We start from the raw sequence: 17015 nt of genomic DNA on the forward strand, positions 1-17015 counted from the left end.
GTTAGAAACCTATAAACATTTTCTTTTTAATAGTCTTAAACTCTTCTTCAGGACTAAAATATTTTACTTTAAGTTTTAAACTTTGAGCCGTTAGCTCGCCGGTTAACAATTTCATTTGATATGCCGCAAGTACTGAAGATTTATACGCATCCACACGAGTTATTTTTGCTTCGTATAATTTTTCTTCGGCAGTTAAAACATCTAATATTGTTTTAGATCCGACTATTTCCTCTTGCACAGTACCGTCATATGATATTTGAGCAGCATCCACTCCTTGATTAGCGGCAACAATACGAGATTTTGCTGCTTCAAATCCCTCCCACACGCTTACAACCCCTGCTTGGGTCTGCTTTATCACATTATCAAGCTGAACTGCACTATTTCTTGTTTGATTTTTAGCCGATCTGATTCTTGAATATTGAGCTCCTCCCTCAGGATAAATAGGGATATTTACCGAAAGAGTAGTAGTATAGCTTCTATTATTTATAGCATTTACATTTCTAGCATTTATATCACCTTGTGGATTGTAGTATGTTCTACCGGATTGCAGTTGCACACTTACTTGCGGTAATAATTTCCCTTTTTCTGCCATTTCTAAAGCTTTAGCCGCAGTTACATTATGCCTTGCCGAATCAATGTCAGGATTGAGTTTAGCAGCTCTTCCAGTTAACTCATCTAATGAAGCAGGTAACATTTTAGGTAACTCAGGCATAGTTATATTAGTCGGCTCTATTCCAAATACTTTAATAAAATTTGCTTTTTTTCCTTGAAAATCGGCATAAGCAGCTAGTTTATTCGTTTCTGCTGCTGCAAGCCCCGCTCTTGCGGTTGCTATATCTACTTCCGTTGCTTCTCCAAGTCTTAATTTTTCCTCAACGGTGTTAACTTGTTGTATGTTAGTGCGAACTCTACTTTCGGAAATATCATATTTCGCTTTGCTCTCAAAACAATCAAGATACGCAGTTATTAAATTTAATAATATTTTTTGTTCACCGGCATAATATGCACCCCGTGCAGCTCTAAATCCTGCTTGAGCAGCTTTAAGAGCCGCAACGCTAGAACCACCATTAAATAGAGACTGTTGAATTGTTAATGCACCTTGATCACTATCTGTTTCCCTTGGAGTAAGACCAAGCCTATCAGCATATTTTTTATTATATTTAGTCTTATTATGTTGTCTATTAATCTGTAATCCGGCACTAGGCATAAACCCCGAAAAGGCTCGCGGAAACTGCTCAATCGAGTCTAAAAACTTAATTCTAGCAGCTTTCAGCTCCTCATTATTCTTATATCCTTCAGTTAAAGCTCCCTGCAAATCAACTGCTGCAACCGAACTAGTTAGTAATAACGTAACAATAAATGTAATTAATTTACGCATAAATTTCTTGAATAATTGATAATATGTTAGTTAGATTAGTTTAATCTTTCAAGAATATACCTATATCCTAATAAAACAATATAAATCTATTGTAGCAATGTTAGCACGTAAGCAATGTTAGCACGTAATATAACAAAAATTAATCTCAAGGGCAATGATAACTATTTTACATTTTATTTTACGGTTATAAAGCTTTAAGATTAATTAATATTTGATAACAAAATAAAATTTTATGTCTATAATTGATTTTTCTAGTTTCAGCGGATTAAATAAATAAAGAATAACAAAGACTTTTAATAAAATTAAAAGGTTTTACCAAATCTTTGAAAATGAATGTAAAAGATTTAGAAGATCTTATTTTATATTTTACAAAATTCTTTAATGAATTATCTCACACTGAAAATATCGATGTAGCGAAAATAGAAAAACTTTTTAATAGGACAATCCAAGAATCTATAACTACTTTATCTGAAGCGCTTGAGAAAGCATATCAAGAACAGTTAAAAAAACAAAAGATATCTTTTTATTTGACAGGATTATTGTAGAAAAATGTTTAAATGTTTTAGAACACATTTTATTTCAGCAAGAATGAGATAAACTCTATCCTGGAGCTTCTAAAAAAATTATAGAATCATTAGACAATATATTAGTCGGGGTTATATCGACTCAAATACCGATGCTTGGAATATTTATACAAACAAGAGGAATACTTGAAAAAGTAAATAATTTTATTGACTCTGAAAAAATTATTGCCAAAAATAACAAAATTGCATAATGATATAAAAGAAATAAGGGAAGAAGCTAAATCTCATGAGAAGCTTGAAAACATCTATGAAAAAGCCAAAAAAGTTGCTACAATTTCAGAAATATCAAAAGAACCGACTCGAAAAATTATTGAAATAGCAAATAAAAACCCTAATAACCAAGCTTCACTAGAGAATATTGTAAAAGCTACTAAAGCTATACCAAAAAACAAAGATGAAGTAGAAGAAAAAATAACAGAACTAAAAAGTAATATTGAAAGTGCAATTCCACAAGATACAAATATTGACAAATTAAACTCTGTAAAGAATACTATTTCTGGTAATCTAAATGAAGCTAAAACAGAATTATTAAAAGTATTACATCCGGAAGCTTCTTGTAGCGAAAAGATAGAATCCTTATGTAAAGCAGCAGAAAAAGCTACGAAAGTTGTAAGCGACATAAAAAAATAGTAGGAGTAATACCAGGAAGTCAAGAACTCGGAAATGTTATAAGTCTCACAATAAAAACTAACTTATTACCGCCTCCGGTCTTAGCAATTGCAAAGCTAACTCCTGATATAGCTAACTTAGTTAATATAGGTAAAGCAGTGGTTACTATACTTTCTAAAACACACAACTTAACTCAACAACAAGGAAGAGCAAAATAGTGTCTAATTCTAATACTCATATTTTAATTGCCATAGGTTGCTTATTAGCATTATTATTAATATTTTTAATGTATAAGAAAATAGCAGCACGTAAAAAAAATATATTACCTGCTGAAGGAGGTAATATTGATGATTCGCCAAATGTGGCCCTTAATAGTCAAAAACCAGAAAATAAAAAGCTGACATTACAAGAAAGAATAGAACTATCTTGGAAATTCCTTTATAACATCACGGAAGTTATGTTAAATAAATTCTCTAAAGAAGATGTTATTCAAGTGAATAAATGCGGTCAAGTTTTATTTGAAAATGGCGTTAGATATGAACATGTAGTCGATCTTGCAATTCCTCAAGTTAAGTCTCATACTCAAACAGTTGAACAAGAACAATCTAAAGGAAAAAAAGCCTTAGGGGTATAACTCTTTTCTTTGAAAAGTAGTATTTTATACTTTTCTTTAAAGCATGTTTAAAATCAATTATATTTTTTATCCTTTACTTATATACTAATATAACTATTTAGGAGTTTATTCCTAAATAGTAATTTTTTAGGAATAAACTCCAATTAAGTTAGATTATAAAAGGCAGCATTCTTAGCTAAATAGGTAAATTTTATTTAAACTATGTCTAATATATATCTTGTTACTATATCGTTTAATAAAAGTAAGCAATTCTTATTATTGGCATTTACTTTGTAGTTTTATCGGTTCTTTATACCAAAACGGTAATATATTAAATAATGGAGAATTTTTAGTCTTACACAAAATAAATTGGTTTTTTATGCAGTAATTCCTAATAAAGATGCTTTGCATGCTTCACATTTAAGCTATAATGCATTGAAAGATAAAGATGAATTAGAGCAATTGGGCGTAATAATTAGTTATAAAATAACAGCAGACTATGTTAGTGAAACACCTATTGATATCGAAAAAAATATTGAAAATGCAAAATTTCTCTATTTATATCCTATTTCATGGTCAAAAGCTTATGAAGAGCAGCTTATATTACGTACAGATGAGGGGAGATATCTACCTTTATATATAATAAATGATAAAGACCGATATCTCGGAGGAACAATTACTTCTTGGTAAAATGATTATGCGGTGGCTTACAGCTTATGGCTTTCAAACTATAAACATTAGAACCTTTAATGGAAAAACAATTAGCAGAATTAGATAGTGATATTTCTATAAAAGGAAGAAAAATGAGTAAGCGAATACAAAAATGTTTAAAAAAGAAAGTTTTTTATCCTATAGCAGCACCGGTATCAGGAAACTCCTATGCACGTTCTAATTATTCAAATTGTCCATCTTGTAAAAAAGATTGGCAATTCAAAACAACATTTCATGAAATATTTGATTATAAATGTAATAAATGCCTTTTATTAGGTTATGAACTTCATAGTTAGCTTTTTGTTGCCTAGAGATACCTTACATATTCTTAATATAACGCCGGTTTAAACAAATCCGTTAACTTGATGCTCCCAGAGTTCCTTAAAAGTGCCGTCTTCTACGATCTTGCCTTTATCCATAACAATAATTCTATCCATATGCTTGATAGTAGATAATCTGTGGGCTATAGCAATTATTGTGACATTCTCAATATCAAGATGGTATTAATAGATTTTTGTACTTCTTGCTCTGTATGGCTATCAAGGCTTGAAGTTGCTTCATCTAAAACCAAAATCGGAGCGTTTTTAAGAATAGCACGGACAATTGCTATACGTTGCCTCTGTCCACCACTTAGCTTTACTCCTCTCTCACCGACAATGGTGTTATATTTTTCCGGTAAACTTTCGATAAATTCATGGATATTTGCAGCTTTGGCGGCATTTTCTATTTCCCAAGGCAAAGCATTCTCTTTTGCATATCCGATATTCTTACCTACTGAGCGATGAAAAAGCATAATATCTTGAGGAATTAATGATATCTGCTCCCACAGGCTGTCAAAGGAAGTATCGTAAAGGCTTTGGTTATCGATTATAATATCGCAAATTCCGGCTTAAAATTTTTCAATAATAATGCAATTAAAGTGGATTTACCGCTACCTGCATTCCCGACAATACCCACTTTCTAACCGGCTTTAATATACAAATTAAGAGACTGGAATACACTACTCCCCTCTTTATAAGCAAACGATATATCCTTAAATATAATCTCCCCTTTGAAGATTTTTAATTCAGCAGCATTTTTTATCTATAGTATCTTGTGGGATTTGCATGATTGTAAAGGCGGAGCGAAACGCTGCTATATCTTCTAAAAAGTCTTTAAGTTCCATAGTGGCATGCCACGAATTTTCAGTAACTAAAAAAGTAAGGGACATAATAAAAGCAATATCGCCAATACTAATTTCACCAAGATTACGTTAAATGAATTACATACACAAATACACCTATATACCCAATATACTAAACTGAGTATTATACAAATAATTATATCATATTTGTAATATTTTTGTTAGAGGATGTAATAATCATTTACTTTATTTAATTCTCGCTGCTTTGCTGCAAACGAAAAAATAGTAAAGATGTTTATAATACAATCAGCTACCAAGAATCTTGCTTATCTTGTTCCATTGTAGCAAGTTTAGTAAAAAACTGTAAAGCAAGCGGTAAGTCAATAGCCATAAAGGTACTAATGACAACAAATACTTTAATATTAGTAAGACCCAGGGCAATACCGGAAAGCAAGGTAATTAATAACGGTTTGCTTAATTGATACTCGATTGCTTGGTGCATTTTATAATAATTATCACCTATGCCCCGTACTCTTCCAACGATAGAACCGGAAAGGTTATTTTGAAAATAAGTATACGGCAAATTAAAACAGTGATTACATATTTTATGCATCATGCCTTGAAAGATATGAGGCATTGCTTTAAGTTGTGCAAAGTTATGAGCACGCCAAGCACCATCAAGTATAGCTTGTGCTGCTACAAACCATATTATTGGTTTATAACTTTGAGCAAATATAATCTTTTCATTTTGGGTAAATAAATCAAGCAAAAGCTTTACGGCATAATTATATATAATAGGATGAAAGCCGCTTGCAATAGGCCCAAGCATCATAACAAAATACCAATATTTATACGGCTTTATAACAGACCATAAAAAAGAAACAGAATAAGTTTTGATTTTCATAAGTTGAGAAATGTATGTTATTCTTAGATAAAAGCGGCCTTATTACATGGCCCGTTTTATATCATACCTGCGTGCCCTTGTTGCATGACTCTTATGTCATTCCCGCAAAAGCGGGAACCCAGTACCTTAAAGCTTTATTTGAAAAGTAAACTTTATAAAAAAATCTTGGTCTAAAAGATTTGTTTGGAAAGCTCGATTTATCTCGCTTTACCCTAGATTCCCGCCTTCGCGGGAATGACATCGATCCTTAAGTTGTCACCCATGTGCGATCAACGGAATGACATTATTGTAGATAATCTATTAATATATTAGTATCAAAGGTAGCTTTCATTCGTTCCACTCATTACATAATTTAGCCTGATATTCTACACTATCTAGATTTTTATCTTTCCAGAGTCCAAAAGCGTTTTCAAATGCCTTATTATTGTGATCATTACTAGCAATGTAACTAGTTAAAGCTTGCCCAATAATTTTATCTCTTGATATTTTGTTCTTGGATAGTTTATCTAGAATTTTAATTTGCGAATCAGCTATATTAATAATAGTTCTCACATAATCTCCTTAGGATTTTTTCCTAATTAGGATATCATATCCCTATGATACGTATTATTATCTTATATCATCCTTTAGATTTAAAAGCTACAAATATTTCTCATTCTCTTCTTTAACCACAGCTATTAACTGCTCAACCGATAATACTTCTTGGTCAGTAGTTCCGAGCCTTCTAATCGCTACTTGTTTATTTTTTTGCTCTTGTTTACCGATTACTGCAATCATCGGTATTTTTTGATTAGAAAACTCACGAATCTTATAGTTAATTTTATCAGGTGAGATATTAAAATCCGTTCTTACCCCGTTATCAATTAAAGCTTTCTGCACTTCCAAAGCGTAATCGTTCAAATCGCTGGTAATAGTTGCAATAGCAACCTGCACTGGTGCAAGCCAAAGCGGAAACCTACCTGCATATTCTTCGATCAATATACCAATAAAACGCTCAAGTGAGCCAAGGATCGCTCTATGTAGCATTACGGGTCTTTTTTTCTCTCCGCTTGCTGCAACATAGCTAGCGTCTAACCGCTCCGGCAAAACAAAATCCATCTGAAGCGTACCGCATTGCCATTGCCGCCCTATCGCATCGGTTAATACAAACTCAAGCTTCGGACCGTAAAATGCCCCCTCGCCCGGGTTTAGTGTATAAGTAAACCCTGCTTGTTCTACTGCTTCTTTTAAAGCATTCTCAGCCTTATCCCAAACTTCATTGCTCCCTGCTCTGATTTCAGGACGATCAGAGAATTTTACCTTTATATCAGTAAAGCCGAAATCCTTATAAACTTCAGTCAGTAATTTACAAAAACTAACCGTTTCATCTGTAATTTGTTCCGCAGCACAAAATATATGTGCATCGTCTTGCACTAAACTCCGCACTCTCATTAAACCGTGCAATGCACCGGATGCCTCATTACGATGGCACAAACCAAACTCCGACATACGAAGAGGTAAATCACGATAACTCTTGATACCTTGTTTGAAAATCTGCACGTGGCAAGGGCAGTTCATCGGCTTCAAAGCTAATGTCTTGTCGTCTGTTTCTAACGCAAACATATCATCACGAAACTTTTCCCAATGCCCTGAAGCCTCCCAAAGGCTTTTATCGACCAAAACAGGAGTCTTAACTTCGGTATAACCGTTTTTACGAATCTTTTTCCTAATATACTGCTCAATGGTATTATATATACTCCAGCCTTTATCATGCCAAAATACCATTCCTTGAGCTTCTTCTTGGAAGTGGAATAAATCAAGCTCACGCCCAAGCTTTCTATGATCACGCTTTTCGGCTTCTTCAAGCATCAAGAGGTAACTATCTAGCTGCTCCTTCGTGGCCCAAGCAGTGCCGTATATACGCTGCAACATCTCATTACGACTATCACCTCGCCAATACGCTCCTGCAACTTTCATCAACTTAAAATGCTTAACAACCCCTGTAGAAGGAGCATGCGGACCTCGGCATAGATCAATAAAATTACCTTGCCTGTATAAAGTAATTGGCTCACCTGCCGGAATTGAAGCAATAATTTCGGCTTTATAATGCTCTCCTATCGATTTAAAAAACTCTACGGCTTTATCCCTATCCCATAGCTCTCTTGTTACTTGCTCGTTCTTTTGTGAAAGTTCTTGCATTTTAGCTTCTATAACGGCTAAATCATCAGTGGTAAAAGGTGTATCACGAGCAAAATCGTAATAATAACCGTTTTCAATTGCAGGACCAATCGTTACCTGAGTTTCAGGGAATAGTTCCTTTACTGCTTCTGCTGTTAAATGTGCCGCATCGTGCCTTATTATCTCGAGACATTCAGGATCTTTCGCAGTTAAAATACGAAGCTTGCAATCATTGTCAATTACGATACTTAAGTCTTGAAGCTCACCGTTTATTTCAGCAACCATTGCTGCTTTAGCAAGTGACATTGAAATTGCATTTGCTACTTCATAGGCGGTAATGTTTTTTGCAAATTGTTTTATACTCCCATCGGGGAAGGAAATATTAATCATTCTTTTATAACTTATTTTTTCTTCAAATTTTTTACTTGTAGACCTTATCTCGTAGCTCTTATTTCATTCCTGCAAAAGCAGGAATGACACTTAGACTACTTGCTTTCTTGATCTATCATAGAGCCATGGCATTTATAAATTCTAATACTCTTGCATCACTAAGGATCTGATCAATAGCTTTATCGTTAAAGGTTAGTCCGGCGTCTTTACTTTTTACATCCACTACTAAAGATTCACCGTCTTTTAATTCAGAATTTTTACTAAAAACTTCTATTGCCCTAAAGCCGTATTGCTTTATTATTGAAGATTGTTGTCCTAGATTTAAAGCAAATTCCTTAGAATCTTCTATTTTATTAAGCACCGGTACAATAGCATTATTAGTATAATGCACAAAATTATTTATAACCACACTCGGATCCGATAATTTTATTACGCTTTCTAGATTCAGAGGATTATCTATAGTAGGCATATCAATATTAATAGCAAAATTAAAATCATCCATTACAAGATTAGTTTTACCGGATAATTTTTTTGCTTCAGGATCAAACTCACATTTTAAATTAAATTCGGAATTATTTATTTTTGCAAAAACACCCATTACTCTTTCTCCATCTTCTTGAGTAATAGGGCTAGTTAGTTTAAAAAATTTATCTAACTCAGCTCTTTTGTTTAAACCATTACTAAAGTAGCTTCCTAAAGCTTCAGCTGCCGTTTTTTGGTATGTTTCAGAAGGTTCTATAGTAGATTTAATATTTAAAGCAAAATCAAAAATTTTATCTTTTTCTATATTTAATTTATATAAATTACTTTCTACTTTTCCTTTTCTTTCAATATCACAAGCAAATAAAAACGGCTTACCTTTTACTAATTCTCCTAACATCTGCATAAAAATAACAGCATGCATATTCTCATCTTGCCTTTGATCTAGAGAAAAATTTTGAATTAATAATTTCCCAAGAGCTACTAACTCATCACTATATTTTAGTTTTAATTTGGAATTGTAAGAAATAGGTAAATTCAATATATCTAACTTTGTCAAACCATACTCAAAGAAAGCAGTATCAGAGTCATTAGCTATTTGATCTCTCAAAAATTCAAAAATTTTATCATATAAATTTCTTCTGTAATTTTCAGAAATAAAAGAAACAGTATTTTTTCCATCCAAAATTAACAAATTAAGGTTATCCGATGTCTTAGTATTAGTAATTACAGAATTACTAATATCACTCTCTGCTAATTTTTCTGCATCTAGAGAACTATAAAGAGTTGATTTATTGTCACTCAAGCTTAATTTCCAATAATCAGGCTCTCTATTAAACAAAGATTTTCTAAACCAAATTGTTGTATGATGATCAGGTGAGTAAAAAATATTTTTTTCATCTTGAGCGGTAGTAATTTTTACATTATTTCCGTAAGAATCAATTTTTGTAATATTCAAAAACGGTATATGTCTAATAACTATTTCATCAAAATAAAAATCTATAGGTTTTAACATTACTTTATTTAAAGTAACACTAAATCCATATTTATTAACTTTTATTGCATCATAAGTTATATATTCTTCATATTTATCAAGAATAGAGATAATATTTTCTTTACTTTGATGTTCAAATTTATAGGCAGCATATCCCCACCCTACTAGGATTAGAGCTATAAAGCTTATTATAATAAATCGTATTTTCATCTTTTTTACTGTAAAAAATTATAAAAAATCAGAAATGTTGTTCCTGCGTAGACACCTAATCGTCATTGCGAGCAGCAGTAGGCTGCGTGGCAATCTCGTTAAATATCCTGAGATTGCTTCGTCAATTACTTCGTAATTTTCCTCGCAATGACGAAAAACTGAACTTTGTAATAAAACCTTAAACAGTCCAAAATAGCATATATCGCTTAAAAAATATATTTATTTTTCTTTTAAACGATCAGCTATTAGCTGATATGATTCAAAAACCTTATTTGGTTCTTTTTCAAGCAATTCAAATCCCAATTTTTCATTACTGTTAATATGCCATAATCTACAATTATCCGGACTAATTTCATCAGTTAACATAATGATAGATTCTTCACCGTTAAACACACGCCCAAATTCTAATTTACACTCAACAAGCCGAATCCCGACACCGATAAATAAGCCGCTTAGAAAATCATATATACGCAAAGCCTGCTCTTTTACCGCTTTAATTTCATCCCTAGTTAACCAGCCGAAATTTAATATTTGATACTCATTAACTATCGGATATTTAAATTCACGACTTCGGACCTTAAAATCAATGATAGGTTTATCAAATACATACCCTTCATCAATTCCGAATTCTTTTACAAATCTACTGCACGCTACTGATGATATTATTACTTGTATCGGGAAAACCTCAACATATTGAATTAATTGCTCCCTCATATTTATTTTTTCGATAAAATGATTTTCAATGCCGATCATTTCCAGTTTATCCATTAGAAAGGAAGAAATATTATTATTAAGTACTCCTTTACCTGATATATCAACAATCTCACCTGTTTCTAAAATAGCCTTATCGGAAAAAGCCATTATAAGTAAAAAATCTTCTTCGGCAGAATATAAAATTTTACTTGAACCTTCATATAATTTTTTTTTCATTTATTTGTCTCAAAATTCATTTTCCTCGTCATTGCGAGAAAATTACGAAGTAATTGACGAAGCAATCTCGGGAGCTTGTTATTATTTCATGAGATTGCTACGCAGCCTACGGCCGCTCGCAATGACGACTCTGGTATCCACACAAGCATATCATTAAAATCCCTGAAGATCATTCGGACCGATAATTGCCGACGTAGTAGTACCACTAAATATTTTATTTGCCGTATTAATAATATCATCAGCTTTTATGCTCATGATAATTTCCATAATCTCTTCAGGAGAAATATATTGACCGAAAACAGAATAATTTTTACCTATTTCTTCTGACTTATAGGTATTTTTCTCCTGAGCCATTTGTAAATTACTACGTAGTTGTGTTTTAGCTCTAAGAATCTCTTCTGTGCTTACTTGTTCAGTCATTTTTATTATTTCGTTTTTAATCTCTCTATATAATAATTCTAATTTATCATGTGCAGTGGATGCATAAATTGTAAACACTCCACTATCAAAATAAGCACTATTATAACTACCTACTGCATATGCTAAACCTAATTTCTCACGAATACTTTGAAATAAACGCGATGACATACCGCCACCGAATATTATAGAAAGTAGATGGGTTTGGTAAAGCTTTTCTAAATTAATATATGATGTACCTTCAAACCCTAGCACTAAACTAGTTTGCTCTAACTCCTTATTAATAAAGCCGTTTCCGCCTATATATTTTGCCGGAATAAAGCTACTTTTTACTCCTTGCTTCAAAGAAGAAAATAACTGTTCCGCTATAATTACTATTTTATCATGATCAATATTACCGGCAATTGATAAATAGAGATTTTCAGCATTATAATGTTTATCTATAAAATTAAAAAAATGTTCTTTCGTAAAAGTTGCAAGGGTTTTAGCAGTACCTAAGATTGACTTACCCAATGGTTGTTCTCTATAAACTTTATTATAAAATTTCTCATATACTAGGTCATCTGGATTATCCTGATGATGAGCAATTTCCTGCATGATCACCTGATATTCCTTAGCTATTTCCTCATCAGAAAAAATAGAATTTTGAATTATATCGGCAAGTATATTAAGTGCTTTATCACAATTTTCAGACAAGACTCGTGCATAATATACCGTATTCTCATGACCGGTATAGGCATTAAAATGTCCGCCTATAGAGTCAAACGCTTCCGCTATCTGTTTTGCCGTTCTAGTTTTTGTACCTTTAAAAGCCATATGCTCAAGAAAGTGAGATATGCCATCCTCTTCTGCATTCTCATAACGTGCTCCAACTTTAGCAATTAAATTTATTGCTACTGAATTAACATAAGGCATATTATATGTTAAAATTGTCAAACCGTTTTTTAATTTACTAACATTAAAATTTTCTTTCATAATTTATCTTTTATTTTCTAAATCGTCATTGCGCGGAGATGCATAGCATCGACGTGGCAATCTCAGGAATTTTATATTACTTCATGCAATTGCCACGCTCCTTATAGTCGCTCGCAATGACGTTTTTTGATTTAAGCGATGACTCTCTTAACTTCGTAAGCCTTAGAAATCTTGCAAAAGCAAAAATTATTGAATCTACAAAACCGTCAAAACCAAATACAAAATAGCGTCTGATAAAAAACGCTTTAAAAAACCACCATATCATTTCTGTTGTTAAACGAAAATTTGAAAGCTTTTTTCCTTGCTTAACTAAATCTTTTGCTTGCTCGTTAGAATAAAAATTTGCTTTAGTGACCAACTGCTCAATTGAAGTACCCGAATAATGATAAGCAGCTTCATTTAATAGATAAATTTTACCTGCAAAATCAACATCTTTATTAAATATTACCGAATCATGAGTAGTACTATTTACGGTATTTGCAAAGCTTGCAAATTTTTTATTATACAACCGAGTACATTTATTAAATGGAGCAAACATTCGTGGCTTTTGGTCATTACGATGCATTATTAACAGCTTTATTTGATAAGCTAAATAACGATCTTGATTATGAGAGGCAAAAATATACTCTATTTTGTCTTGTAACTCTTTAGACAACTCCTCATCGGCATCAATATTAAGAACCCAATCATTTACGCAAAGGCTTTCGGCAAAAGATTTCTGTCCTACATAACCAAGCCACGGTTTTATTACTACCTTTGCTCCTAATTTTTCAGCTATTGCTACCGTATCATCAGTACTTTCACTATCGACTACTATCACCTCATCAGTAATATTTTTTACGCTATTTATAGCTCGTGCTACCCTTGTGGATTCATTTTTGGTAATAATAAATGCTGAGATTTTTTCAGTTAATGACTTATTCATAATACGTATACATTCTAAGAATTTTTACAACTTTTTCTTGTTTATAAACTTCATAAACCAACCTATGTTGAATATTAATTCTTCTTGAATAGCAACCGCTAAAGTCACCAACGAGCTTTTCATATGGAGGGTAAATTTTCCAAGGATCAGTAACTATGTTTAATAAAACTTCTACTTTATTCTTTAAACCGGCTTGCACTATTTTCTTAGCATCTTTTTGTGCTTGTATAGTATAACGAATTATATACATTTATAAAAAATTACCAATTTAATTTATCGCTACACTTTGCTATAGGCTCTGCTCGTCCTTCAATTATAGACTTATGCATATTTGGAATAGATAATAAATATAAAGTTTCTTCCATATTATGATAATCTTCTTCTGAAATTATAACTACATTATTTCTTTTACCTTTAATATAAACAGGTTTGTGTACATCAGAAACATAATCTATAAGTTTATAAAGCTTACTTCTTGCTTCGCTTGTATTATATATTTCCATTATTTTTTCCTTATAGTTAGTGAGACTTAATATTAATAACGTACTATAAACAGTACGTTTTGTCAAGGTTATATTCCTACTATCACCCTAAACACCAGCTTAACTACATAAGTTAAAAGTAATGTGGATAATAATCCGCTAAGCCATAGGATAATAAACCATTGCCACCCTTTGAGACAAGAGGTTATTTTTTTAAATTTTTTAATATATCGGATGATGAGATGATTTGCCACGGAATATATAATAACAATAGAATGTGTAGCCAAGTATGACAGGTAGGAATATCCCAGCCCCTATCAACAGTAAAGACTGTGACTCCGGTGCTGCTGCAGCAGTTTCAAGCGTAACTTTATAAGGAACGATATATGGCCATATGCTTATCGCGAGCCCTAAATATCCTAATAAAAATAACAAGATCGTATAAATAAACGGCTTTACTTCTTTTTTCTGCTTAACGGCTTTAATTAACTTGATAAATATTAAAGCAGTTACAATAGGTACAATAGATAAATAGTAAATATTAGGTACACTAAACCAACGATGATTTATGTGGTTATTTAAGAAAGGAACCCATAAGCTTACAAGCCCCATAAAAAGTGCAACGTAAAATAAAATATATAAAGCAGATTTATAAGCCCAATCTTGTGTTGTCTTTTCTGTTTTCAGAATAAGCCAAGTAGCACCCAAGAGTGCATAACCGAATATTAATGCTATCCCCGTCATAACGGAAAAGGGAGTAAGAAAATCAAAGCTCCCTCCTGCAAATTCTCGTCCTTCTATCTCTATTCCTTGGACAAACGTACCAAGCATTAAACCTTGACAAAAAACAGTAATCATAGAACCGAAATGAAAAGCGTAGTCCCAAATATAACGATGACCTATATGAGCCTTAAAACGGAATTCAAAAGCTACACCACGAAATATTAGACCGAGTAACATCAATATAATAGGAATATATAAAGCCGGCATTAATAGCGAATATGCCAACGGGAAAGCCGCAAATAAACCACCGCCGCCAAGTACTAACCAAGTTTCGTTACCGTCCCAAACAGGAGCAATAGAATTGATCATTTTATGACGGCAATCATTGGTAGGTGCAAACGGAAATAAGATTCCTACTCCTAAATCAAAACCGTCTAATAAAACATATAAACAAATAGCGGTAGCTACAAGCCCACCCCAAACAAGCGGTAAATCTATATAAGGTGCAAAATTTAACATAAGCTTATTACTTTTCTAATAATGGGTTATTCAAACCACTCTCTCCGTACATTTCTTTATTATCTATCACTTCTATACCTTTCTTTATCAAATGCATTATATAATATATACCCGCTCCGAAAATGATCACATACACTACTATAAAAGCAATTAGAGAAATAAATACATATTTGCCGAGTACCGGTGATACCGTATCCACGGTTTTTAAAATATTATATACTATATAAGGTTGTCTACCTACCTCGGTTACGAACCAACCGGCAAGTACTGCAATAAAACCTGAAGGTGACATTAATATATACCAATATTGCAACCAATGCGTAGTATATAATCTTTTCTTCAAGTAAAGATATAACCCCACAATACCTGTAAATACCATTAAGCAACCGCTTCCTACCATAATACGAAAGCTAAAAAATACTACTGCAACCGGCGGACGCTCTTCTTTTGTCCATTCTTTTAATCCTTTCACTTCACCATCTAAACTATGCGTTAAGATTAAACTACTAACATAAGGTATTTCTACAGCATATTTTGTTTTTTCTTCTTCCCCGTCAGGAAAGCCGATAAGATTAAAAGCTGCTCCTTTGTCTGTATTCCAAATACCTTCCATAGCCGAGACCTTGACCGGCTGATATTTAAGAGTATTTAAACCATGCAGATCACCAATAACTATTTGAATAGGTGCAACGATTAACGCCATTAACACCGCCATAAAAAGCATAATTTTAGCATGCTCTTTATAACGATTATTTAGTAAATAAAAGCTAGCTACACCACCGATAACAAAAGAAGTAGTTAAATAAGCCGCCGTAATCATATGGAAAAAGCGATATGGGAAAGAAGGGTTAAAGATAATTTCTAGCCAATTTAAAGGATAAAAGAATCCTTCGCCTCGCAGTTCAAAACCAGCAGGCGTATGCATCCAGCTACTAGCTGCAAGTATCCAAAAAGCTGAGATTACAGTACCAACGGCAACTATTAACGTAGAAATAAAATGTACTTTTTTACTGACTTTATTAAAGCCGAATAACATTATACCTAAAAAAGAAGATTCGAGGAAAAAGGCAGTAAATACTTCAAAACCAAGAAGCGGACCAAGGACATTTCCAACCTTATCTGAAAAATTCGACCAGTTAGTACCGAATTGATAAGACATTACAACACCCGAAACTACTCCCATACCGAAAGTAACGGCAAAAATCTTCACCCAAAATTTGTATATTTCTTGATAAACCGGCTTTTTTGTTTTCAACCATAACCCTTCAATTACCGCTAAAAAGCTTGCAAGCCCTATAGTAAAAGCAGGGAATATTATATGAAAACTTATGGTAAAAGCAAATTGAATCCTTGATAATAATCCTTGATCAAATTCCATATTTAAGCTGCTGTTTTAAGATAATAAGCTTTGTGACAATAACAATATACTCCCAGTGTAATAACGTATACTTAATACGTGAGTACCACAGTACTTATAGGACGACGACGTAGCCAATTTTTCAAATTAAGCGAGTATACAGTATTTGATTTAATCATCCACCTTTGCTATTATTAAATTCTATCTGATTAGTTTTAACAAATTTTCCTTTTTCGGAGTTCCAATTATAATGAACATTTACTATTCTTACTTCTGTAACATTAATATCACCATTGGGCAATTGCGTTACATCATACCCTTTTCGGATAGAATCCGTAATTAATAAACTTGCTTGACAAATATATTTTACATCAAAGAACGGAGAATCGTCTTCCTTAGACTTTTCTTGTTCTTCTAAAAAATTATTAGATAATTCTTTTTCTTGCATTTCTAATGATGTTGAAGTTATTTTCTGAATTTTGTAGCATTATTTAAGGTAAGAAGCAAGGCTTGTTTATTATTTTTCCACAGATT

Annotated in this window: 19 protein-coding genes and 1 pseudogene; 5 read left to right on the plus strand and 15 right to left on the minus strand. The window is 32.5% G+C overall.

Annotated features, from left to right (window positions below):
• Position 1: 1 nt before the first annotated feature.
• A complete protein-coding gene (locus tag RPR_RS01755; RefSeq protein ID WP_012736500.1) occupies positions 2-1378 on the minus strand; it encodes a TolC family protein in 1377 nt (458 codons plus the stop codon).
• 329 nt (positions 1379-1707) lie between these two features.
• On the opposite strand from RPR_RS01755, the gene RPR_RS01760 reads away from it, so the two are divergent.
• The 5 genes from RPR_RS01760 to RPR_RS08910 all read left to right on the plus strand — a co-directional run bounded on the left by RPR_RS01760 (position 1708) and on the right by RPR_RS08910 (position 4191).
• A complete protein-coding gene (locus tag RPR_RS01760) occupies positions 1708-1923 on the plus strand; it encodes a hypothetical protein (RefSeq protein ID WP_012736501.1) in 216 nt (71 codons plus the stop codon).
• Between the two features lie 222 nt (positions 1924-2145).
• Positions 2146-2592: a hypothetical protein gene (locus RPR_RS01765; protein ID WP_228368877.1), complete on the plus strand. Its 447-nt coding sequence runs from the start codon at positions 2146-2148 to the stop codon at positions 2590-2592.
• 196 nt (positions 2593-2788) lie between these two features.
• Positions 2789-3205 (plus strand): DUF2660 domain-containing protein, encoded by a 417-nt coding sequence (locus RPR_RS01770; protein WP_012736503.1) that lies wholly within the window; start codon positions 2789-2791, stop codon positions 3203-3205.
• A 348-nt stretch (positions 3206-3553) separates the two neighbouring features.
• A complete protein-coding gene (locus RPR_RS08905; protein WP_228368878.1) occupies positions 3554-3874 on the plus strand; it encodes a hypothetical protein in 321 nt (106 codons plus the stop codon).
• A 59-nt stretch (positions 3875-3933) separates the two neighbouring features.
• Positions 3934-4191 carry a DUF2310 family Zn-ribbon-containing protein gene (locus tag RPR_RS08910; RefSeq protein ID WP_045805356.1) on the plus strand — a complete coding sequence of 86 codons (258 nt, stop codon included), beginning with the start codon at positions 3934-3936 and terminating at the stop codon, positions 4189-4191.
• Between the two features lie 176 nt (positions 4192-4367).
• Here RPR_RS08910 and RPR_RS08915 read toward each other — a convergent pair whose 3' ends face one another.
• From RPR_RS08915 to RPR_RS01850, 14 genes and pseudogenes are all read right to left on the minus strand, one after another.
• Positions 4368-4778 carry an ATP-binding cassette domain-containing protein gene (locus RPR_RS08915; protein ID WP_343230982.1) on the minus strand — a complete coding sequence of 137 codons (411 nt, stop codon included), beginning with the start codon at positions 4776-4778 and terminating at the stop codon, positions 4368-4370.
• Positions 4763-4852 carry an ATP-binding cassette domain-containing protein gene (locus RPR_RS09685; protein WP_146603322.1) on the minus strand — a complete coding sequence of 30 codons (90 nt, stop codon included), beginning with the start codon at positions 4850-4852 and terminating at the stop codon, positions 4763-4765. The genes RPR_RS08915 and RPR_RS09685 overlap by 16 nt, the downstream gene beginning before the upstream one ends.
• Before the next feature lie 476 nt (positions 4853-5328).
• The gene (locus RPR_RS01795) at positions 5329-5922 is read right to left on the minus strand and encodes a hypothetical protein (protein WP_228368879.1); all 594 of its coding nucleotides are present in this window, start codon (positions 5920-5922) and stop codon (positions 5329-5331) included.
• 327 nt (positions 5923-6249) lie between these two features.
• On the minus strand, positions 6250-6474 hold the full coding sequence (locus RPR_RS01800; protein WP_012736504.1) for a hypothetical protein: 225 nt from the start codon (positions 6472-6474) through the stop codon (positions 6250-6252).
• Positions 6475-6561: 87 nt separating this feature from the next.
• A complete protein-coding gene (thrS, locus tag RPR_RS01805; protein WP_012736505.1) occupies positions 6562-8469 on the minus strand; it encodes a threonine--tRNA ligase in 1908 nt (635 codons plus the stop codon).
• 95 nt (positions 8470-8564) lie between these two features.
• Positions 8565-10153, minus strand: a pseudogene (locus RPR_RS01810) (phosphoribosylaminoimidazolesuccinocarboxamide synthase).
• Positions 10154-10372: 219 nt separating this feature from the next.
• On the minus strand, positions 10373-11083 hold the full coding sequence (locus RPR_RS01815; protein WP_004996420.1) for a phosphoribosylaminoimidazolesuccinocarboxamide synthase: 711 nt from the start codon (positions 11081-11083) through the stop codon (positions 10373-10375).
• Between the two features lie 153 nt (positions 11084-11236).
• Entirely contained in the window at positions 11237-12475 is a 1239-nt protein-coding gene (locus tag RPR_RS01820; RefSeq protein WP_012736507.1) for a M16 family metallopeptidase, read from the minus strand.
• A gap of 76 nt (positions 12476-12551) precedes the next feature.
• Positions 12552-13400: a glycosyltransferase family 2 protein gene (locus RPR_RS01825; RefSeq protein ID WP_012736508.1), complete on the minus strand. Its 849-nt coding sequence runs from the start codon at positions 13398-13400 to the stop codon at positions 12552-12554.
• Positions 13393-13650: a Txe/YoeB family addiction module toxin gene (locus RPR_RS01830; protein WP_012736509.1), complete on the minus strand. Its 258-nt coding sequence runs from the start codon at positions 13648-13650 to the stop codon at positions 13393-13395. The genes RPR_RS01825 and RPR_RS01830 overlap by 8 nt, the downstream gene beginning before the upstream one ends.
• Positions 13651-13660: 10 nt before the next feature.
• Entirely contained in the window at positions 13661-13903 is a 243-nt protein-coding gene (locus RPR_RS01835; protein ID WP_012150507.1) for a type II toxin-antitoxin system Phd/YefM family antitoxin, read from the minus strand.
• Between the two features lie 201 nt (positions 13904-14104).
• On the minus strand, positions 14105-15124 hold the full coding sequence (gene cydB / locus RPR_RS01840; RefSeq protein WP_012736510.1) for a cytochrome d ubiquinol oxidase subunit II: 1020 nt from the start codon (positions 15122-15124) through the stop codon (positions 14105-14107).
• A 7-nt stretch (positions 15125-15131) separates the two neighbouring features.
• Positions 15132-16502 carry a cytochrome ubiquinol oxidase subunit I gene (locus tag RPR_RS01845; protein ID WP_012736511.1) on the minus strand — a complete coding sequence of 457 codons (1371 nt, stop codon included), beginning with the start codon at positions 16500-16502 and terminating at the stop codon, positions 15132-15134.
• A 154-nt stretch (positions 16503-16656) separates the two neighbouring features.
• Positions 16657-16929: a DUF2671 domain-containing protein gene (locus tag RPR_RS01850; RefSeq protein WP_010976947.1), complete on the minus strand. Its 273-nt coding sequence runs from the start codon at positions 16927-16929 to the stop codon at positions 16657-16659.
• Positions 16930-17015 lie beyond the last annotated feature (86 nt).

Origin of the sequence: Rickettsia peacockii str. Rustic, from assembly GCF_000021525.1 — a bacterium.
GTDB lineage: Bacteria > Pseudomonadota > Alphaproteobacteria > Rickettsiales > Rickettsiaceae > Rickettsia > Rickettsia rickettsii.